Source organism: Streptosporangium sp. NPDC049376, assembly GCF_044466505.1.
GTDB lineage: Bacteria > Actinomycetota > Actinomycetes > Streptosporangiales > Streptosporangiaceae > Streptosporangium.
The window spans coordinates 601491-620953 of record NZ_JBITMT010000002.1 but is presented as its reverse complement, the minus strand read 5'-3'; the positions used below and the strand labels follow the sequence as shown (position 1 = coordinate 620953).

At 71.1% G+C, this 19463-nt stretch carries 16 protein-coding genes; 7 read left to right on the top strand and 9 right to left on the bottom strand.

The features are described from left to right. Window positions 1-6 precede the first annotated feature (6 nt). The 5 genes from ACIBVQ_RS08240 to ACIBVQ_RS08220 form a co-directional block, all read right to left on the bottom strand. On the bottom strand, window positions 7-513 hold the full coding sequence (locus ACIBVQ_RS08240; protein ID WP_399176411.1) for a methylated-DNA--[protein]-cysteine S-methyltransferase: 507 nt from the start codon (window positions 511-513) through the stop codon (window positions 7-9). Next, complete coding sequence (locus ACIBVQ_RS08235; RefSeq protein WP_399176409.1) at window positions 510-1919, bottom strand: AlkA N-terminal domain-containing protein; 1410 nt, start codon at window positions 1917-1919, stop codon at window positions 510-512. The genes ACIBVQ_RS08240 and ACIBVQ_RS08235 overlap by 4 nt, the downstream gene beginning before the upstream one ends. A 75-nt stretch (window positions 1920-1994) precedes the next feature. Continuing rightward, complete coding sequence (locus ACIBVQ_RS08230) at window positions 1995-2936, bottom strand: NYN domain-containing protein (protein ID WP_352010001.1); 942 nt, start codon at window positions 2934-2936, stop codon at window positions 1995-1997. Between the two features lie 102 nt (window positions 2937-3038). Beyond that, the gene (locus tag ACIBVQ_RS08225; RefSeq protein WP_362910291.1) at window positions 3039-3236 is read right to left on the bottom strand and encodes an acyl-CoA carboxylase epsilon subunit; all 198 of its coding nucleotides are present in this window, start codon (window positions 3234-3236) and stop codon (window positions 3039-3041) included. Beyond that, window positions 3233-4825: an acyl-CoA carboxylase subunit beta gene (locus tag ACIBVQ_RS08220; RefSeq protein ID WP_399176406.1), complete on the bottom strand. Its 1593-nt coding sequence runs from the start codon at window positions 4823-4825 to the stop codon at window positions 3233-3235. Before ACIBVQ_RS08220 ends, ACIBVQ_RS08225 begins: the two co-directional genes overlap by 4 nt. Window positions 4826-5034: 209 nt before the next feature. On the opposite strand from ACIBVQ_RS08220, the gene ACIBVQ_RS08215 reads away from it, so the two are divergent. The 3 genes from ACIBVQ_RS08215 to ACIBVQ_RS08205 all read left to right on the top strand — a co-directional run bounded on the left by ACIBVQ_RS08215 (window position 5035) and on the right by ACIBVQ_RS08205 (window position 10105). Next, complete coding sequence (locus ACIBVQ_RS08215; protein ID WP_362772717.1) at window positions 5035-5823, top strand: ABC transporter ATP-binding protein; 789 nt, start codon at window positions 5035-5037, stop codon at window positions 5821-5823. Next, window positions 5799-7403 carry a hypothetical protein gene (locus ACIBVQ_RS08210; protein WP_399176404.1) on the top strand — a complete coding sequence of 535 codons (1605 nt, stop codon included), beginning with the start codon at window positions 5799-5801 and terminating at the stop codon, window positions 7401-7403. Before ACIBVQ_RS08215 ends, ACIBVQ_RS08210 begins: the two co-directional genes overlap by 25 nt. 65 nt (window positions 7404-7468) lie before the next feature. Continuing rightward, complete coding sequence (locus tag ACIBVQ_RS08205; protein WP_362910286.1) at window positions 7469-10105, top strand: phosphoenolpyruvate carboxylase; 2637 nt, start codon at window positions 7469-7471, stop codon at window positions 10103-10105. Between the two features lie 24 nt (window positions 10106-10129). Here ACIBVQ_RS08205 and fdhD read toward each other — a convergent pair whose 3' ends face one another. Continuing rightward, window positions 10130-11002, bottom strand: a complete 873-nt coding sequence (gene fdhD, locus ACIBVQ_RS08200) for a formate dehydrogenase accessory sulfurtransferase FdhD (protein ID WP_352009995.1) — start codon at window positions 11000-11002, stop codon at window positions 10130-10132. Window positions 11003-11111: 109 nt separating this feature from the next. On the opposite strand from fdhD, the gene ACIBVQ_RS08195 reads away from it, so the two are divergent. From ACIBVQ_RS08195 to ACIBVQ_RS08180, 4 genes are all read left to right on the top strand, one after another. Then, window positions 11112-11936: a biotin--[acetyl-CoA-carboxylase] ligase gene (locus ACIBVQ_RS08195; RefSeq protein WP_352009994.1), complete on the top strand. Its 825-nt coding sequence runs from the start codon at window positions 11112-11114 to the stop codon at window positions 11934-11936. Window positions 11937-11969: 33 nt separating this feature from the next. Further along, window positions 11970-12488 carry a PH domain-containing protein gene (locus ACIBVQ_RS08190; protein WP_352009993.1) on the top strand — a complete coding sequence of 173 codons (519 nt, stop codon included), beginning with the start codon at window positions 11970-11972 and terminating at the stop codon, window positions 12486-12488. An 82-nt stretch (window positions 12489-12570) separates the two neighbouring features. Further along, window positions 12571-13491 (top strand): DNA-processing protein DprA, encoded by a 921-nt coding sequence (locus ACIBVQ_RS08185; protein ID WP_362910283.1) that lies wholly within the window; start codon window positions 12571-12573, stop codon window positions 13489-13491. Between the two features lie 100 nt (window positions 13492-13591). Beyond that, on the top strand, window positions 13592-14227 hold the full coding sequence (locus ACIBVQ_RS08180) for a phosphoribosyltransferase (protein WP_399176400.1): 636 nt from the start codon (window positions 13592-13594) through the stop codon (window positions 14225-14227). Window positions 14228-14308: 81 nt separating this feature from the next. Here ACIBVQ_RS08180 and ACIBVQ_RS08175 read toward each other — a convergent pair whose 3' ends face one another. The 3 genes from ACIBVQ_RS08175 to ACIBVQ_RS08165 form a co-directional block, all read right to left on the bottom strand. Continuing rightward, window positions 14309-15967: a PQQ-binding-like beta-propeller repeat protein gene (locus tag ACIBVQ_RS08175; protein WP_352009990.1), complete on the bottom strand. Its 1659-nt coding sequence runs from the start codon at window positions 15965-15967 to the stop codon at window positions 14309-14311. A gap of 255 nt (window positions 15968-16222) precedes the next feature. After that, window positions 16223-17887 (bottom strand): carboxylesterase/lipase family protein, encoded by a 1665-nt coding sequence (locus ACIBVQ_RS08170; protein WP_399176398.1) that lies wholly within the window; start codon window positions 17885-17887, stop codon window positions 16223-16225. A gap of 332 nt (window positions 17888-18219) precedes the next feature. Then, entirely contained in the window at window positions 18220-19461 is a 1242-nt protein-coding gene (locus ACIBVQ_RS08165; protein WP_352009988.1) for an ROK family transcriptional regulator, read from the bottom strand. Window positions 19462-19463 lie beyond the last annotated feature (2 nt).

Genomic DNA, 19463 nt, shown 5'->3' with positions numbered 1-19463 from the left:
GGCCGGTCAGGGCAGGAGGGCGCCCTCGTGGGTGAGCAGCCACCGCTTGACCGGGACGCCGTAGTAGTAGCCGCCGAAGCCGCCGGTCGAGGGCAGGACGCGGTGACACGGCACGAACGGGGCGATCAGGTTCTGCGCGCAGGCGCCTCCCGCGGCCCTGGCCGCCGTCCTGGGCAGCCCCGCCCGTTCGGCCAGCTCGGCGTAGCTGACCGTGACGCCGGGCGGGACCTGCCGCAGGGCGTCGAGCAGCCGCTGCCGTTTCGGGGTGCCGGGCTGCGTCACCTCGACGCTGTCGAGGGCCTTGAGGTCGCCGTCCAGATAGTCCTGTACGGCCCGCGCGGACGGGCCCAGGTCGTCGGTGACGACCAGGTCGAGGGCCCTGAGGGCGGGCGGGAGCCGTACGAACATCTCCTGGGGGTCGGCGGTGAAACCGGCCGCCACGACGACGCCCTCGCGGGCGAGCAGCGCCAGCGGGCCGATGGGGGTGGGGAGGACCTGTGCCTCGACGGTCATGCGGCGCTCCAGAGGTGTAGCGCGGCGTAGGCCCGCCAGGGCCGCCACCGCTCGATGTGATCTTCGGGGATGTCCAGGCGGGCCATGGTCCTGCGCAGCACCAGGTCGCCGTCGGGCCAGGCGTCCGGGTCGCGCAGCGCCCGCAGCGCCACGTAGCTCGCCGTCCACGGCCCGATGCCGGGCAGCGGCAGCAGCCGGGAGACGACCTGGGCGGGTTCCTGCGCGCCGTCCAGGTCGATCTCGCCCTCGGCGACGCACGCGGCGAGCGCCCTGAGCGTGGCGACCCGCCGCCCGGTCAGCCCGAGCCCTTCGAGGTCGGCTTCGAGCAGCTCGCCGGGGGCCGGGAACAGCACGCCCCCGTGGCCCGCGCGGGCGACGATCCTGCCCAGCAGGGTACGGGCGCCCGCGACGGAGATCTGCTGGCCGACCACGGCGCGCACGGCGACCTCGAAGCCGTCCCACGCGCCGGGCACCCGCAGGCCCGGGTTGGCGGTGACCAGCGGGCCCAGGGAGGTCCCCCCGAGCGCGTCGGCGATGGCCTGCGGATCGGCGTCGAGGTCGAGCAGACGGCGGCAGCGGGCCACGACGCGGGCAAGCCCCCGGGTGTCGTCGAGTTCGACGTCGAGCCGCACGTGGCCGGGCAACGGGGTGAGGGTGACGGCACCGCCGGGGACCACCCTGCTGTAGGAGGTCTCGTCGACGGTCTCCAGGCCGGGGATCGCCCTGGCCCGCAGGAACCGCAGCAGCGCCCGCGAGTCGTACGGCTCGCGCCGGTGTAGCCGCAGCGTCAGCGAGGTGTCGGCCACGGCCCTGCCCCCGTTCCCGCCCCCGCCCCTGCTCGCGGTCGCCCGCAGCTCGCCGGGCGTGAAGCCGTACGTCTCCTTCATGGTGGCGTTGAACTGGCGCACGCTGCCGAAGCCGGAGGCGAAGGCCACGTCGGTGATCGGCAGGCCGGTCTCGGTGAGCAGCTGTTTGGCCAGCAGCAGGCGTTTCGTCCTGGCGACGGCCAGTGGGCCGACGCCGATCTCGGTGGTGAACAGGCGGTGCAGGTGCCGTTCGGTGATGTGCAGGCGACCGGCCAGCCTGGCGACCCCGCCGTCGTCGGCCACGCCCTCGTCGATCAGCCGCAGTGCCCTGCCGATCAGGTCGCCCCGGTGGTCCCAGCCGGGGTCTCCGGGGCTGAGCTCGGGACGGCAGCGTTTGCACGGCCGGAACCCGGCCGCCTCGGCGGAGGCGGCGTGGCGGTAGAAGCGCACGTTGCGTGAGGCGGGTGTGCGGGCGGGGCAGATGGGCCTGCAGTAGATGCGGGTGGAGGTGACAGCTGTGTAGAACCGCCCGTCGAACCGGGCGTCCCTGGCGGTCACCGCGCGGTAACAGGAGTCGAAGTCAAGCTCTGCGACGGACATGTCCTCAACGATATGAGCAGCGTAGAGGGTGTGACCGGCGGGATTCGGACGTGACCGTGGATCACCGCGGGGAGATCACTTCGAGGAGATGCCGACCCCGATCTCGAACTCGCGGTAGACCCTGGCCCAGAAGCCGTCGCGCAGCCAGACCCTGGCCTCGGGGTAGGGGCGCAGGGAGTGGCCCAGCTCCTTCTCGGCCTCGATGAGCAGCTCGGTGTCGATGACCGTGGGCAGGATCGGGCCGGGCAGCAGGTCGCGGATGTTGTCGCGGCCCCGGGTGAGGATCCACTTCTGGGCCACGTGCTCGCCGACGTCCTCGACCCGGGGGCGGCTCGGCCCGAGCTTGGCGGGCTGACCGGCGGGGGCCTTCGGCTTGGCGGCGGTACGGCCGGCGAAGACCTGGGCCGGGGAGGGCGTCACCGGCGGCACCGGGACGGGGACGGGCGCGGGGGCGCGGCTGAAGAAGGAGCGCAGGAAGTCGGCGCTGATGATCTCGACGGTGTCGGACTCCCAGACCAGGCGCTCGGCCTGGTTGGTGCCGTAGGGCGGCTCGACGCCCCACAGGTGGATGCGCACGCCGTAGGCCTGGGCCGCCTCGACGGCGGGGACCATGTCCTCGTCCCCGGCCAGCAGGATGGTGTCGCTCACCGCGTGGTGCCTGGCCAGGGCCTCCAGGTCGCTCCTGATCTGGGCGTCCACGCCTTTCTGCTGGCCGCGGGCGTTGAGGTTGCCGAGCCGGACCTTGACCCAGGGGAGCTGGGCGATGACGCGCTGGTCGACGGTCGGCACCCGGTCTCTGGCGGCGTCGTACCAGTAGATCCGCAGCAGCTCGCCGTGGATGCGCGCCTCGGCGTGCTTCTGCAGCGCCTGGATGAGTTCGTCGGCGGCGACGCGGTACTCCTTGCGCTCCTTGGCGCCCAGGAGGACCTCTCCCGCCGCCGCGTAGAGATAGCCGACGTCCACGAGGACGGCGTACTTGGCGGCGACGGGATGCGTTGTGAGGTCCAGGATGGTCATCTCGTCCTCCAGGCCTCGGAACTCACTGATCGGGCTGACTATATGCGCCCATTTCTTAGATAGTCCCAAGTCTCGTGCAACTTGACACCCCGTTCCATGGATCTAACGAGGCAGTCCGCTTGATCTCCAAGCACCATGTCCGGTGGGCAGATACTTTCGCATGCGGTGTGAGGGATTACGCCAATTTTCGCGCTTTGGTGCTGCTTTCGCCGCCGGGGCCGTCCGTGCGGCGAGGGCGACCACCAGCGCGACGACCTCCTCCTGTGTCGCTTCTCCATGAACGATCTTCAGGTGTGTCATAGCGGGATGTTCCCATGCTTCTTGGGGGGCAGGACCGTTCGCTTGTTGCGCAGGGCGCGCAGGGCCCTGACGACCTGGACTCGGGTGTCGGACGGGCGGATCACGGCGTCCACATACCCTCGTTCGGCCGCGAGATACGGGTTGGCGAGGGTGTCTTCGTACTCGGTGACGAATCTGGCCCGCTCGGCGTCGGGATCGGCGGCCGAGGCCAGCTCACGCCGGTAGAGGATGTTGACCGCGCCCTGGGCGCCCATCACCGCGATCTGCGCGGTCGGCCAGGCCAGGTTGACGTCCGCGCCCAGGTGCTTGGAGCCCATGACGTCGTAGGCGCCGCCGTACGCCTTGCGGGTGATCACGGTGACCAGTGGGACGGTCGCCTCGGCGTAGGCGTACAACAGTTTGGCCCCGCGGCGGATGATCCCGTTCCATTCTTGATCAGTTCCCGGAAGGAATCCCGGTACGTCCACAAAAGTAAGAACGGGAATGTTAAAGGCATCACAAGTACGGACAAATCTGGCGGCTTTCTCGGAGGCCGCGATGTCCAGCGTCCCGGCGAAACTCATCGGCTGGTTGGCGACGATCCCCACCGAACGTCCCTCGACCCGGCCGAAACCCACCAGGATGTTCGGCGCGAACAGCGCGTGCACCTCAAGGAACTCGCCGTCGTCGAGCACGTGCTCGACGACGGCGTGCATGTCGTACGGCTGGTTCGCCGAGTCGGGGATCAGCGTGTCCAGCTCCCTGTCCTCGTCGGTGGTCTCCAGGACCGGCTCCGCGTCCAGCACCGGGGCCTCGTCCAGGTTGTTCGAGGGCAGGTAGGACAGCAGCGCCCTGGCGAACTCCAGGCAGTCGGCCTCGTCGACGGCCTCGTAGTGCGCCACGCCCGACCTGGAGTTGTGCGTGTGCGCGCCGCCGAGTTCCTCGAACGTCACCTCCTCGCCGGTGACCGTCCTGATGACGTCGGGGCCGGTGATGAACATGTGCGACTTCTCCGACACCATCAGCACGAAGTCGGTGAGCGCGGGGGAGTAGACCGCGCCGCCCGCGCACGGGCCCATGACCAGCGAGATCTGCGGGACGACGCCGGAGGCGTGCACGTTCCGCTTGAAGATCTCGGCGTACAGGCCCAGGGAGACGACGCCCTCCTGGATGCGCGCCCCGCCGGAGTCGTTGATGCCGACCACCGGGCAGCCGGTCTTCAGGGCGTGGTCCATGACCTTGACGATCTTCTCGCCGAAGACCTCGCCGAGGGAGCCGCCGAACACGGTGAAGTCCTGGGCGAAGATCGCCACCGGCCTGCCGTCGACCGTGCCGTGCCCGGTCACCACGCCGTCGCCGTACGGCCTCTCGCGGTCGAGGCCGAAGTTGGTCGAACGGTGCCTGGCCAGTTCGTCGAACTCGACGAAGCTGCCCTCGTCCAGGAAGGAGAGCACACGCTCCCTGGCCGTCATCTTGCCTTTGGCGTGTTGCTTGTCGACCGCGCGCGCCGAACCGGCGTGAGCCGCCTCGTCCAGGCGGCGTTCCAGGTCGGCGAGCTTGCCCGCGGTCGTGTGGATGTCGATCCCCGGGGCTGTCGGCTCGGCGCTCATCGGGTCCTTCACTCCTCGCTGCGTTCGTGACAGGCGCGTCCGGGCGTGGCGGCCGTTGTGCGGCCTGACGTTTCCGGGCGCGCGGGCGCGTTCCCCGCTCGTTTCCAGCAGGGTAGCCCTCCGGTGATCCCGGAACCCAGAGGGGTCCCGGACCGTTCTGAGCTGGGAGATATGACTTCCAAAAGGTTAATTCTGGCAAAATAGAGGTCATGATGGACAGCGCCGAAGCGGTACGAACACAACAGCTCTTCAAGAGATTCGGGCAGCAGGTGGCCGTCGGCGGTGTCGATCTCGTCGTGCCCCGCGGCAGTTTCGCCGGACTGGTCGGTCCGAACGGCGCGGGCAAGACGACCACGCTCAGCATGGTCACCGGTCTGCTCCGCCCGGACGGCGGCGCCATCCACATCGACGGCCTCGACGTCTGGCGCGACCCGGTCCAGGTCAAGGCCCGTATCGGTGTGCTGCCCGAGGGGCTGCGCCTGTTCGAACGCCTGTCCGGCAGGGAACTGCTGTCCTACAACGGCCAGCTCAGGGGCATCCCCAAGGCCGAGGTCGAACGCAGGGCCGAGGAACTGCTGCGGGTCATGGACCTGACGGAGTCGGCGGACAAGCTCGTCGTCGACTACTCCACCGGCATGCGCAAGAAGATCGGCCTGGCCTCCGCCCTGCTGCACAACCCCAGGGTGCTCTTCCTCGACGAGCCCTTCGAGGGCGTCGACCCGGTCAGCGCCAACACACTGACCGAGGTCCTGCGGCGCTACACCGAGTCCGGCGCGACCGTCGTCTTCTCCAGCCACGTCATGGACCTCGTCGAGCGCCTGTGCGACTGGGTCTCCGTGATGAGCAGGGGCCAGATCGTCGCCCAGGGACCGCTGGACCAGGTCCGCGCGGGACGCAGCCTCAACGAGGCCTTCCTCGGGCTGGTCGGCGCGGGCGGCCACGGACACGGCGACGGCGGAGGGGAGGGTCTGTCATGGCTGGGCGCGACCTCGGCGTGAACGAACGGGCCGCGCGGGTCGGCCCCATGCTCTTCGTACGGCTCAAGCTCAGGTTGATCGCCGGGAACCTGCGCGGCAACGGCGCGCGTGTCGCCGGGTTCGTCTTCACCGTGCTCGCCGCCGTGGTCGTCGCCGGTCTCGGCTTCGTCGGGGTCTCCGCGCTGCGGTTCGCCCCCGCCGAGATCGCGGCCGACGTCGGGGCGGTGCTGTTCACCGTCTTCGTGGTGTGCTGGGCCATCGGGCCGCTGCTGGTCTTCGGCCTCGACGACACGCTCGACCCGTCGCGCCTGGCGCTGCTGCCGCTGACCACCGGCAGGCTCGCGGCCGGGATGTTCGCCGCCTCGATCACCGGTGTCTGGCCGATCTCCGCGCTGATCGTCATGTCCGGCGCGGTCGTCGGCATCGCGAGCGGGATCGGCGGAGTGCTCCTCGGGGTCGTCGCGGTGCTGCTGCAGTTCGCGCTGTGCATCGTCACCTCACGGCTGGTCACCACCTCCCTGTCCGGCGTCATGCGCACCCGCAGGGGACGCGACGTGCTCGCCGTCTCCGTCGTCCTGTTCGTCCTGGCCGGGCAGATCCCCAACCTGGTGCTCAACGGCGGCTTCTCCGCCGACCCGGGGCGGATGCTGCACGCCGTGGCCTCGGTGCTGCGCTGGACCCCGCCGGGCCTGGCCGCCCACGCCATCGCGGACGGCGGCCTGGTCGCCGTCGCCGAACTGCTGGTGCTGGCCGTACTGGTGCTGGTGATCGGGCGGCTGTGGATCGCCGCGCTGCGCAGGGCGCTGGTCACCCCGGACGCCTCGACCCAGGGCGCCTCGGTGCGCAACTCCCGGGGCCTGCTCGCCAGGTTCCTGCCGGACGGGCAGCTCGCCGCGGTCGCGACCAAGGAGCTGAAGTACGCCCGCCGCGACCCCAGGGGCAGGGTCGTCTGGTTCACCTCCCTTGTGGTCACCGGCATCATGGCCTTCTCCCTGAGCAGGGGAGAGGGGATGGGCGGTGCCGGCCTGGTGGTCGGCCCGGCCTGCCTGGGCGCGGTGATGATCGCCCTGCAGTCGGCCAACTCCTTCGGCATCGACGGCCGCTCGCTGTGGATGAACGCCGTGGTCTACGGCACCGGCGGAGACTGGCGGACCGACCTGGCCGGGCGGCACCTGGCCGTCGCGACGATCGCCGTGCCGCTGCTCGCCCTGGTGGCCGTGATCGCCTCCCTGCTGGCCGGTGACCCGATACTGGCGATCCCCGGAGCGCTCAGCGGCTGGGGCGTCCTGGGTGTCGGGCTCGGGGTCGGCGCCCTGACGAGCGTGCTGGTGCCGTACTCGGTGCCGGAGCGGCTCAACGCCTTCACCGGCGCGGTGCCGGGACAGGGCGGCCTCGCCTTCGTGGCCTCCTTCGGCGCGATGATCGGCGGTGGCCTGCTGTCGCTGCCCGTCGTCGTGCCCGTCCTGCTCGGCGCCACCTGGGTCAGCGTGCTGGCGGTGCCGTACGGGCTGCTGGTCGCGTGGGCGGGACGGAGAGTGGCGGGGAGCGTCGGTTTCCGCAGGTATCCGGAGCTCGTGGGGGCCGTCTCCCGAGGGGGCTGATTGGTCTAGTCCAATAGGTGGGACCGGTCTGCGGTGAAGAATTCGGACTGACTACGCTGACGATTATGTCCGCTATCGCGAACACCGCAGAACGTTCATCCGCTGTCACCGAGATGCCCGACGAGCTCCGCGCGGATGTGCGGCTGCTCGGTGGGCTCCTGGGGCAGGTGATCGCCGAGCACGGAGGCGACGACCTGCTCGCCGACGTCGAACGCCTTCGCAAGGCCGTCATCGACGCCCGTCGCGGGAAGGTCTCCGGCGACGAGATCACCGAGATGGTCGCGCAGTGGCCGGTCGACAGGGCGGTGCTGATCGCCCGCGCCTTCACCTGCTACTTCCACCTGGCGAACCTCGCCGAGGAGCATTTCAGGATCCGCACCCTCCGTGTCCGTGACACGGGGGAGGAACCGCTGCCGGAGTCCATCGCGCAGGCCGTACAGGAACTGGGCGGTGAGCGCGTCGCCGAGCTGGTCGAGGGGCTGCGGCTGCACCCGGTGCTGACCGCGCACCCGACCGAGGCCCGCAGGCGCGCGGTCGTCACCGCGATCCAGCGGATCAGCGGCAGGCTCGCCGCCTACAACAGTCCCGACCGGGGCGCGGCCGAACGGGCCGAGACCCGGCGGCGGCTCCTTGAGGAGATCGACCTGCTGTGGCGGACCGCGCAGCTCAGGTCGACCAAGCTCGACCCGCTCGACGAGGTGCGCACCGCCATGGCCGCCTTCGACGAGACGCTGTTCCGGGTCGTGCCGCTGGTCTACCGCTCGCTGGACGCCGCGCTCGGCGAGGGCACCGGCACCCGTGAGCCGCTGGCCAGGGCCTTCATCCGCTACGGGAGCTGGATCGGCGGCGACCGCGACGGCAACCCCAACGTCACCGCCAAGGTGACCAGGGACGCCGTGCTCATCCAGTCGGAGCACGTGCTGATCGCGCTGGAGAACGCCGCGCTCAGGATCGGCAGGTCGCTCACCCTGACCTCCTCCTACGCGCCCGCCTCCGCGGAGCTGCGGGCCGCGCTGTACGCGGCGGAGAACGACCACCCCGAGCTGGTCTCGGAGATGGCCACCCGTTCGCCGCAGGAACCGCACCGGCAGTGGCTGCTGTTCGTCGCCGCCAGGATCGCGGCGACCAGGAAGCGCGGCCTCGACCTGGCCTACCGTTCTCCGGAGGAGCTGCTGGCCGACCTGCGCCTGGCCCAGGAGTCGCTGGTCGCCGCCAAGGCGTCCCGGCAGGCCTACGGCGAGCTGCAGCACCTCGTCTGGCAGGTGGAGACGTTCGGCTTCCACCTGGCCGAGCTTGAGGTGCGCCAGCACTCGCAGGTCCACGCCCAGGCGCTGGCCGAGCTGGCCGAGGGCCGTACCTCGGAGCGCACCGACGAGGTCCTGGCCACCATCAGGACGATCGGCTGGATCCAGGAGCGGTTCGGCACGACCGCCTGCTCCCGCTACGTGGTCTCCTTCACCCGTTCCGCGGACGACGTCGCCGCCGTCTACACGCTGGCCGGGCACGCCCTGGGAGATCGGGCGCCCAGCCTCGACGTGGTCCCGCTGTTCGAGTCGGGCGCCGACCTGGCCAACGCGCCCGCCGTACTGTCCGGCATGCTGGACATCCCCGGCATCCAGGACAGGCTCGCGGTCAACGGCCGCCGGCTTGAGGTCATGCTCGGCTACTCCGACTCCGCCAAGGAACTCGGCCCGGCCGCCGCGACGCTGAAGCTGTACGAGGCGCAGGAGGCGCTGACCGCCTGGGCCGCGGAACACGACGTACGGCTGACGCTCTTCCACGGCCGGGGCGGCGCCCTGGGCCGGGGCGGTGGTCCCGCCAACCGCGCCGTGCTCGCCCAGGCGCCCGGTTCCGTCGGAGGCAGGTTCAAGGTCACCGAGCAGGGCGAGGTCATCTTCGCCCGCTACGGCCACGCCGCCATCGCCCGCCGCCACATGGAACAGGTCACCTCGGCGGTGCTGCTCGCCTCGACCCCGACCATCGAGGACCGTACGGCCAGGGCGGCGGGACGCTTCCGCGGCCTCGCCGAGCAGGTCGCCTCCGCCTCGGAGCGGGCCTACCGGTCGCTGACCGAGGCCTCCGGCTTCCCCGAGTGGTTCTCCCTGGTCAGCCCGCTTGAGGAGCTCGGCCTGCTGCGCCTTGGCTCCCGCCCCGCCAGGCGCGGCCTCGGCGCGCCCAGGTCCCTGGACGACCTGCGGGCCATCCCGTGGGTGTTCTCCTGGGCGCAGACCCGGGTCAACCTGCCCGGCTGGTACGGCCTGGGCAGCGGCCTTGAGGCGGCCGTCGCCAAGTCGGGCATCGACGAGCTGCGCGCCGCCTACCGCGAGTGGCCGCTGTTCGCCTCGCTGCTGGACAACGTGGAGATGTCGCTGGCCAAGACCGACCGGGACATCGCGGCCCGCTACCTCGCCCTCGGCGGACGGGACGACTTCGTCGAGCAGGTGCTCACCGAGTACGACCGCACCCGCCGTCTGGCCCTTGAGGTGACCGGCCACAGCCGCCTGCTGGAGAACCGCAGGGTGCTCTCCCGCGCGGTCCAGCTCCGCGACCCGTACGTGGACGCGCTCTCGCACCTGCAGCTGCGCGCCCTGTCCGCCCTGCGCTCCGGCGACACCCTGACCGAGGAGGAGCGCGAGCGGCTGTCCACGCTCCTGCTGCTGTCGGTCAACGGCGTGGCCGCGGGCCTGCAGAACACCGGCTGACCGTTCGAGCGGGTGACCGGGTCCTCACCCGGTCACCCGCTCGGCACCCGCGTAGAGGTTGAAACGCTCCTCACGCAGGAAGCCGACCAGCGTCATCCCGAACTCCCTGGCCAGGTCGACGGCCAGGGAGGAGGGGGCGGAGACGGCGCAGACGACCGGCACGCCCGCGCTCAGCGCCTTCTGCGTGATCTCGTAGCTGGTGCGCCCGCTCACCATCAGGACGTGCCCGGTCAGCGGCGTCATGCCCTTCATCAGGGCCCAGCCGACCAGCTTGTCCAGCGCGTTGTGCCGTCCCACGTCCTCGCGCAGCGCCACCAGGTCGCCCTCCGGGGTGAACAGCCCGGCGGCGTGCAGCCCCCCGGTCTTGCCGAACACGCCCTGTGCCCGCCTGAGGCTCTCCGGCAGGCCGTACAGGGTCTCGGGGGAGACCCGCACGTCACCGGCGGGCAACGGGGCGCACCGGTCGCGCAGCGCGTCCAGGCTGGCGCTGCCGCAGACGCCGCAGGCGCTCGACGTCACGAAGTGCCGGTCGAGGGAGGGCAGGTCGGGCAGCGGGCCGCGCAGCCGTACCGTGACGGTGTTGTAGCGGGCCTCGGGCGCCACGTCCTCGTCCGTGCAGTAGGCGATGGAGGCGATCTCCGCCGCCGAGGCCAGGCCCTCGCCGTGCAGGAACCCGGCCGCCAGCTCGAAGTCGGCCCCCGGCGTCCGCATGGTGATCGCCACCGTACGGCGCGCGCCGTCCGACTGGACCCTGATCTCCAGCGGCTCCTCGGTCGCCAGGTCGTCACGCCTGTCCCGCACGACCCCGCCGGCCACCTCCCTGACCCGGGTCCTGGTGCTGGGGCCGGGGCGCCGGACGACCCCTCCGGGCACCGGATGACGTGAGTCTTCGTTCATGGTTCCCATCCTGGCGCTCCAGGCGTGCGTCGTCGTCACCGCCCCGGTGTTGCCTGCTCATTGCCCTGCTTCGGTAACGGATGGTCGCCTGGGGAGGGAAGATGGACGGGTGCTCGACTCGCCCTTCTCCGATCTCGACCGCCCGCCGCTGTCCCAGACGGCGCTCACCCGCGCCCTGGTCCGTCCCGGCGGTCTGTGGTCGGACATCACCGTCGTCGGCAGGACCGGCTCGACGAACGCCGACCTCGCCCAGGCCGCGCGCGACGGCGCCCCACAGGGAACCGTCGTCGTCGCGGAGGCGCAGTCCGCGGGCCGCGGCAGGCTCGGCCGCGTCTGGAGCGCGCCGCCCCGGTCCGGGCTGGCCTTCTCGGTGCTCCTGCGCCCCGAGCCGTCGCCGTCGCGGCAGGGCTGGCTGCCGCTGCTCGTCGGCCTGGCCGCAGCCTCGGCCGTCCGCAGGATCGCCGAGGTCGAGGCCCGCCTGAAGTGGCCGAACGACCTGCTGGTCGGGGAGCGCAAGCTCGCCGGGGTGCTCGCCGAGCGGGTGGACGGCGCGGTGGTCGTGGGCGTCGGGCTCAACGTGAGCATCCGCGCGGAGGAACTGCCCGTCGAGACCGCGACCTCGCTGGCGATCGAGGAGGCCGCCTGCGTCGACCGCGACCCGCTGATCAGGGCGGTGCTGCGGGAGATCGAGACCCACTACCACGAGTGGTCGCGGGCGGACGGCGACGCCGACGCGTGCGGGCTGCGGGCGGCCTATCTCGGGCTCAGCGCGACGGTCGGCCGCGACGTCCGGGTCGAGCTGCCGGGCGAGCGGGTGCTCACCGGGCGCGCCGTCGGCGTCGACGGGGCGGGACATCTGCTCGTCGAGTCGCAGGGGAGCACGCACACGCTGAGCGCGGGAGACGTCGTGCACGTGCGTCCGCACCTCCCGTGACTAACGGGGTCGGGACGTGCCACGATTTGCCCCATGGGTCTCGCTGATCACCACCTGGCGGAGGGGGAACTGCGCATCCGCACGTTCCACCCCCATTGGAAGCGCCTCGTCACGCCGTTCCTCGCGCTGGTCCTCATCGTTCTGGGGTCCGGCGCCGGGATCTTCTTCATGCCGGTCTTCGCCTACGACGGCTACGCGCGCATCGCCGTCGCGGTGATCGCGGTGGGGCTGCTGACGGTGTGGTCGTTCGTGCCGTACCTGCAGTGGAAGAACACCACCTACGTGCTGACCTCGCACCGGCTGGCCATCAGCAGAGGGGTGCTGAACAAGTCGACCGAGGACATCCCGATGACCAAGGTCAACACGGTCAGCGCCGACCAGACCCTGCTCGAACGGCTGTTCGGCTGCGGCACGCTCAACGTCGAGTCGGCGGGGGAGCAGGGACACGTCACGCTGCGCGACATCCCGAACATCCAGGACGTACGCGCCGACCTGTTCCGAGCCGTGGACGAAGCCGACGACGAGGAACCCCGCGAACCCCGCCCTGTCTGAGTCGCAGGGCCGGGCGGGACAGAACGGTTCCGGTGAGGCAAGTTCTTGGGGCGGGCCCTCGTCGCTCGGTAGCATCGGGAGCATGCTCCAGGAACTGCGTGAACGCGCCGCGCTTGTGGCGCTGTTGCAGCGCCCTGGCGCCAAATGGCAGGACATCGCGCTGGATGTGCTTGAGGTCGGCAGCGCGGTGACCGTGCTGGAGCGGGGGCTCCGCCTTCAGGAAACGTTGTTTCCCGAGGCCGACCCCGTGACGTCCGCCCTCGCACAGGCCGCGACCTCGCTGGCCGGGTGGGAGTCCGCGGGCATCGGAGTCCACGCCTGCTTCGACCATGACTATCCGAGCCAGCTCCGCGGGATTCACCAGATGCCTCCGCTGCTGTTCTCCCGGGGCGTTCCCGCCGAGGACCGGCGCGCGATCGCCGTGGTGGGCACCCGGCAGGCGAGCGAACAGGGCCTTCGGATCGCGTCGGTGGTGGCCAGGGAGCTGGCCCTGAACAAGGTGACCGTGGTCAGCGGCCTCGCCAGAGGCATCGACACGGCCGCGCACACGGCGGCGCTCGAAGCGGGCGGCCGGACCGTGGCCGTCATCGGAACGGGCGTCAACCGTTTCTACCCGAGTGAGAACCAGGCGCTTCAGCGGCGGATCGCCGTCGAAGGGGCGGTGCTCAGCCAGTTCTGGCCCGACGCCCCGCCCAGCAAGCAGAGCTTCCCCATGCGTAACGCGGTGATGAGCGGTTACGCGGCCGCCACGGTCGTGGTGGAGGCTCCCTGGAAGAGCGGCGCCCGTATCCAGGCGCGGCTGGCCCTTGAACACGGCCGCCCCGTCGTGATGCCCGACCGGCTTCTGGAGCACGACTGGGCGCGGGAATACTCCCAGAGGCCCGGAGTGCATGTGGTTTCCGGCCTCGGCGAGCTACTCTCGGTGGTGGAGCAAGTGATCTCGGACCTGCACACCGGCCCCGAAGCGCTTCCGGAGACCGCCCACCTTGTCGCAACCAACTGATCCATGGCAGTTCGTTCGCGCCCGAGTCGCCCAACAGGCCTTCTACCTCCGCAATCCCCTCGATCCCTCACCCTCCGTCTGTTACGTGTGCCGAGGACCGGTGAATCCAGGCTGGTCCCGCTGCCGCCCCTGTGAACGGCACCTGAGATCGGCGGGGGCGGGGGTCGCCGATGTCGTGGTCCCCATCTCCTACGCGGAGAAACGGACCCAGCACGCCCACAACCTCGCCGTCTACAAGGCGAGGTTTCCCTCGGGAGAGATCCAGACCGACCTGCTCAGTCTGTTCCTGCTCTTCGTCAGGGACCACCTCGGCTGTGTGGCCCAGGCCGCCCGCGTCTCCACCTGGAGTCATGCGGCGGTCGTTCCCAGCACCAGGAACCGGCCGGATGATCATCCGCTGCGGTCACTTGTCGGAAACCGGCTTGGACTGCCGTGGGTCGAGTTGTCGGTGAATCCGGACATCCCCTCGGAGGTGCGGGAGTTCCGCGCCGACTGGTTCCGGGTTTCCGGCGGAGACGTCGGGGGTGCCCGTGTCCTCCTGCTCGATGACACCTGGACCACAGGGGCACGTGTTCAGTCTGTGGCGTTCGCGCTCAAACGGGCGGGCGCGGGAAGGGTGGCCGCCGTGGTTCTCGGCCGTCATGTGAACCCCGGCTGGGACGGCTGGAGGCCCATCCTCCGCGAGACGAAGGACAGGCCCTTCAGGATGGATCGGTGCGCCGTCCATCCAGGATGAGCTGGGGAAAGGCGGGCCGGGGGAGGTGCGGCCCCCGGCCCTTCCCTCAGGGAGAGCCCACTCCCTTGAGGGAGATCGGGGTCACAGGCCGAAGGCCAACAGGACCGAACCGTGGTCGGGGTTGGGGTACGGGGTGAACATGTAACCGGAGTTGACGTAGACCATCCCGTGCGAGACGACCGCGCCGCCCGCTCCGGAGACGGCGCCACCGCGTCCGGGCAGGCCGTTGACGCCCTGGACCTCGGTGATCGTGTCGTGGGTCCACAGCACCTCACCGGTGCGCGAGGAGTAGGCCCGCATCTTGCCGTCCATGCTGCCCAGCCACACCAGACCCGGGGTGGTGGTCACCGCGGGGCCGTGGCCGAGCTGGCAGACGTTCGGGTACTGCGCGGCACCACCGGTGGTGCAGCCGTCCGCCGGGTTGGGGGTCTTCCAGATGATGTGGCCGTCGGCCGGGTTGATCGCGAACAGGGTGCCCGGCCTGCCCATGTAGGTCGAGACGTACAGGCGCCGGCCGTCGAAGCTGGTGCCCCACTGGATGCCGGACAGGCCGCCGCTGGGCATCGGCTCGGAGAGCTGACGCTGCCAGACGATCTTTCCGGTCCTGGCGTCGAGCACGTGGTAGACCCCGGCCTTCTGCCCGATGCCGACCAGGTGCCTGCCACCGGCCGTGAACAGGTTGGGCGCGGCGCCCAGGTCGAAGTCGAGCGCGGTTCCCTGGTCGAGGTTCGGGCAGTACTGCTTGTCCTCGGGGGTACGGGCCGAGCACTCGATCCGCCAGGTGTCGACGTCGGTCATCTTCCTGGTCCAGCGGGCCTTGCCGGTCGTGAGGTCCAGCGCCAGGACCGAGTCGTAGTTTCCGGCGCTTCCGGTGTAGTTCTGCCCGGTCCCGACGTACAGGGTGCGGGTGACCGGGTCGATGGCCGGGGTGCTCCACACACCCGCCCCGGACGGCTCGTACCTCGGCACTCCGTTGGGCCAGGTGCCGTTCTGCTTGGGCTCGGGCACCGTGTAGTAGCGCCAGACCTGCTCGCCGGTCTCGGCGTTCAGCGCGTCGATGTGGCCGCGGAAGGTGCAGCAGGGGAAGGTCTTGCCCATGATGTTCTGGCCGCTGGAGACACCGACGTAGACGCGTCCGCCGAAGACGATCGGCGAGCTGGTCACGCCGGAGGAGACCTCGGTGTCGATCTGCCGGGCCCAGGCCAGTTTGCCGGTGCGCTGCTCAAGGGCGTAGAAGTAGCCCCGGCCGTCACCGAAGTAGACCTTGCCCCCGGAGACGGCGGCCCCGTCCTGCACCACGGCGCGGAAGCTCGCGGGACCGACGGTGCTCAGGTCGAAGTCCCACTTCGCGGCGCCGGTGCGCGCGTCCCGGGCGTAGAAGTGGCCGTCCGGAGCGCCGAAGTAGATCGTGTCGCCGACGACGGCGGGCTGACTGTGCGGTGTGCCCGCGTTCTTGGGGAAGGCGAAGGCCCACTTCAGCTTGAGCTGCCCCACGTTGGCCGGGGTGAGCCTGCGCTCGAAGGGGTTGGAGCGCGAACCGCTCAGGTCCTTCTGCCAGGACGCCCAGTCGCCGGGGAGGGAGTGCCCGCCCCCGCCGAGCGCCTCGGTGGTCTGCGCGGTGTCGTCGGGGGGCGCGGCGTTCGCCGTGAGAGGCGTGTTCAGCAGCAGGGTCAGGCACGACGCGGCGACGACCGCGGTCGATCTGAGCACTCTTCCACTGCGGATGGAACGTGTTCCCATGATCTTCTCTCCATGTGTGGTCCCGGCGGCGGGGCGCGCCGTACCGGGAACGGGGAGGCCGGTTGTCGCGTGGGCCGGCCTCTTTCGGTGCGGCCCACGGGACCCGGGGCGGTCCTTTGGGCCGGTTACGACGGGCGGGCACGATGGTGGAGGACGGTCAACCGGCACGCGGGGGCAGGGCGAACAGCCGGTGAGCCGGGCCGTACACGGGAAGGTGTGCGTCGGATCGTCCGGTCACCGGCTGTGGCGTGCCGCTCAGTGCGTGAAGGCCGCGTACTTCTGCCAGAAGCCGCAGTGGTGCTGCTTGGCGATCTCCTCGGTCAGCTGGCTGTCACCGGCCGGCACGAGCGACATGACCGTCGGGTGCGAGCGGGTGTACCTGGACCAGTACGGCGTGCCGTCCACCGTCGGGTTGCCGGTCTTGGCGAACCCGGTCCACTGGGAGACCAGCTGCCTGCCGAAGGTCTGCTGGTTGCCGCTCAGGTCGGTCCTGGGGAAGATCAGGAACGGCACCTCGTTGATGTGGTACGACCCGTTCGGCTTGGTCGCGTCGAGGAAGAACAGCGGCGGGGCGTCGGCGTTGTCCACCTGGAAGCCGAAGACCGGGATGTGCCGGGACAGCCGCTCGTCGTTCAGCAGGGCGGGGCAGACGGAGTTGGAGTCGGCCACGATGGTGCGGTAGGCGATGAACGCCGCGGGCTCGGGGAAGCGCTTCAGCGGGTAGCGCTTGAACACCTCGGGGGCGAGGGTGTCGTACTGCTCCTTGACCAGCCTCTCGTAGTCCGCCGGGGTGTTGGCCCCGGGGAGCTGGGTCTCGTCGCGGTCGACGCCGTGCATGAGGGAGACCCGGTTTATCCGGCCGGTGGCGAACGCCTCGGCGGGTGACAGGGGCAGCACCGTGCCGTCCACGATCGGGGCCAGCGTGCCCTTGTCGGGGCCGAGGCCGTCGCCGGCCTTCTCCAGCAGGGTTTTGGCGGGCACCGCGCGCAGGCAGGCGGCCACGTCCGCGGCGTCCCCGCAGCCGACGGCGGCGGCGAACCGGTCGCCCGTCTGCTGCGCCTCCGCCTCGGTCGGCAGGTCGGCCTTGCAGTCCTGGGTCTGCCACATGGCCTCGTGGCCGCGCAGCGAGTTGTACTCGCCGCTCTGCGAGATGCCCTTCTGGAACAGCCCCCGCGACAGCGGCGAGGTGGTGTGGGCGCACACGCTGGACCCTCCGGCGGAGGCGCCGTAGATGGTCACGTTGCGCGGGTCGCCGCCGAACCGGGAGATGTTGCGCTGGACCCAGCGCAGCGCCTCCTGCTGGTCGCGCAGCGCCCAGTTGCCCGAGCGGGCGCCCAGCGCCTTGTGCGCCAGGAAGCCGAGGATGCCGAGCCGGTAGTCCACGCTGACGTGGACGACACGGCCCGCGCCGGCCAGGTAGGTCCCGTCGGAGGAGGAGCCGAGCCGGAACCCGCCGCCGTGGAACTCGACCATCACGGCCAGCGGCGTGCCGCCCGCGTCGGCGGGAGCGGCGACGTTCAGCTTCAGGCAGTCCTCGTTGAAGGTCTCGGGGGTGAGGAACGCGGGCTGCGGGCAGGGCGTGGAACGCTGGGTGGCCTGCAGGGTCTCCGTCCACGAGGCGTGCCGCTCGGGCGGCGCCCAGCGCAGTTCGCCCACGGGCGGCGCGGCGTAGGGGACGCTGAGCCAGGACTTGACGCCGTTGGTGACCAGGCCGCACACCGGACCCTGGTCGGTCTGCACGGTGGTGTCGGGGGCACAGTCGGGGGCCGCCGTCTGCGGGGCCGCGGCGGTCGGCGCGCCCGCCGGAGCGCTCGGCGCGGCGGAGGCCAGAGCGGTGGGGACCGAGGAGGTGAGGGTCAGGGCAGCCGCGACGAGTGACACGCCCACGGTGAACGTGAAGTGCCGTTTCTTCGTCTTCATGTTGGGTTTCCTTTTGGGACCGACAACAGAGCTGGGGGGATCGGCCGGTGGGGCCGACTTCGATCTGCCGGGCAAATGAACACGAGAGGGCACCCTGACCATAGGACGGGCCGATGGTACGGAACAGGCATGCTGTGCCGGGGTGGACGAACGGCGTTCCCGGAGCGCTCACCGGTCCCGCCGCGTCGGTGAGCGGTCGAATCACATCGACCAGCGGTCAGGGGAATCCTGACCGTTTCATGACAACGGTGGTAACCGTCGGTGGTGCGGGGGAACACGGTCGGCGACGACGGTCACGGGGTCACGGGCACCCCGGCGGGTGATGCCGCAGGTCAGACGTCTGAGCGCGGGCCCAGGCGGTCGACGGCGGCTGCGGCGTGCACCGCGTGCTCGCCGAGAAGCCGGGCGTGTGCGGCCTCAAGGCTGAGGACGACCGCGCCGAAGACGGTGGCCAGCTCTCCGATGACGCTGCCGGAGACCACCAGGAACTCGTGCAGCGGCCGGGCAGCGGCCTGGACCGCCTCGACGACCTCGGGGACGTCGCCGATCTCGCCGCCGATCACCACGATGTCGGGATCGACGACGGCCGCCAGCGCGACACACGCCCTGGCCACGTCCCGCACGTACTCGTCGAGGACGGCCCGCACCTCGGCGGGGCCGGTCGCGACGTCGGCCAGGATCGCCCGCACCACGTCGCCGACGGAGGAGTCCTGGGCGCCGGGGGTGCTCGACCGGTAGGCGTCGACCAGGCGGGAGGCCGCGAGACGGTCCTCCATCGCGTACCGGGAGGCCTGTTCGGCGCCGTCGGCCCAGGGGAACGGCAGCCGGGAGAGTTCGCCCGCCGCGCCGTGGGCGCCCCGGACGAGGTGGCCCTCGTTGATGATCCCGGCGCCGACGCCGACGCCGAGCTGCAGGTAGGCCAGGCTCGGCACCTCGGCGCCGACCCCGAGCCGCATCTCGGCCACCGCCGAGCAGTTGACGTTGTTCTCCAGCCGGACCGGGCCGTCGTAGTGGTCCGCGAGCGCGCGGAGCAGGGCCGCGACGGCTCCCCGCTCCCGGTCGGCGTCGGCGGCCGAGACCTGGCGGCGGCCCGCGTCGACGATCTGCGGGACGGCGATCGTCACCGCGCGCAGCCGCCGCAGCCGGTCGGGCCGGGCGCACCACTCGGTGAGCTGCTCGACCGCCCGTTCCACGACCGAGGCGGACGGCTCCCGCCGCCGCGCGGTCCCGGGGCCGCCGGGCTCGGTGACGGAGACGTGCGCGCGGTCCGTCCCGGCGAGGTCGACGGCCATCAGCTCGATGTGGGAGCTGCCCAGGTCGACGCCGAGCGCCCAGCCGACCTCCTCGGCCGCCTCGAACACCACGGCGGGCTTGCCCGTCGCCGGGACGTGCCTGCCGTTGCGGCGTACGTATCCGGCGCCTTCGAGCGAGCTGACGGCGTCGTTGACGCTCGGCTTCGACAGGCCCGTCGCCGCGAGCAGCCGGGGCCGGGTGGTCGACCCGTGCCCCAGCGTGTGACTCAGGACGTGCCGCTGGGTGGGGGGCAGTTCCAGGGGACGGACGTCGTCATGCAATC

Excerpts from the sequence above, each read along its gene's own strand:
- ACIBVQ_RS08240 (WP_399176411.1), bottom strand. The coding sequence starts at position 513 with ATGACCGTCGAGGCACAGGTCCTCCCCACCCCCATCGGCCCGCTGGCG.
- ACIBVQ_RS08235 (WP_399176409.1), bottom strand. The coding sequence starts at position 1,919 with ATGTCCGTCGCAGAGCTTGACTTCGACTCCTGTTACCGCGCGGTGACC.
- ACIBVQ_RS08230 (WP_352010001.1), bottom strand. The coding sequence starts at position 2,936 with ATGACCATCCTGGACCTCACAACGCATCCCGTCGCCGCCAAGTACGCC.
- ACIBVQ_RS08225 (WP_362910291.1), bottom strand. The coding sequence starts at position 3,236 with ATGACACACCTGAAGATCGTTCATGGAGAAGCGACACAGGAGGAGGTC.
- ACIBVQ_RS08220 (WP_399176406.1), bottom strand. The coding sequence starts at position 4,825 with ATGAGCGCCGAGCCGACAGCCCCGGGGATCGACATCCACACGACCGCG.
- ACIBVQ_RS08215 (WP_362772717.1), top strand. The coding sequence starts at position 5,035 with ATGATGGACAGCGCCGAAGCGGTACGAACACAACAGCTCTTCAAGAGA.
- ACIBVQ_RS08210 (WP_399176404.1), top strand. The coding sequence starts at position 5,799 with ATGGCTGGGCGCGACCTCGGCGTGAACGAACGGGCCGCGCGGGTCGGC.
- ACIBVQ_RS08205 (WP_362910286.1), top strand. The coding sequence starts at position 7,469 with ATGTCCGCTATCGCGAACACCGCAGAACGTTCATCCGCTGTCACCGAG.
- fdhD (WP_352009995.1), bottom strand. The coding sequence starts at position 11,002 with ATGAACGAAGACTCACGTCATCCGGTGCCCGGAGGGGTCGTCCGGCGC.
- ACIBVQ_RS08190 (WP_352009993.1), top strand. The coding sequence starts at position 11,970 with ATGGGTCTCGCTGATCACCACCTGGCGGAGGGGGAACTGCGCATCCGC.
- ACIBVQ_RS08185 (WP_362910283.1), top strand. The coding sequence starts at position 12,571 with ATGCTCCAGGAACTGCGTGAACGCGCCGCGCTTGTGGCGCTGTTGCAG.
- ACIBVQ_RS08175 (WP_352009990.1), bottom strand. The coding sequence starts at position 15,967 with ATGGGAACACGTTCCATCCGCAGTGGAAGAGTGCTCAGATCGACCGCG.
- ACIBVQ_RS08170 (WP_399176398.1), bottom strand. The coding sequence starts at position 17,887 with ATGAAGACGAAGAAACGGCACTTCACGTTCACCGTGGGCGTGTCACTC.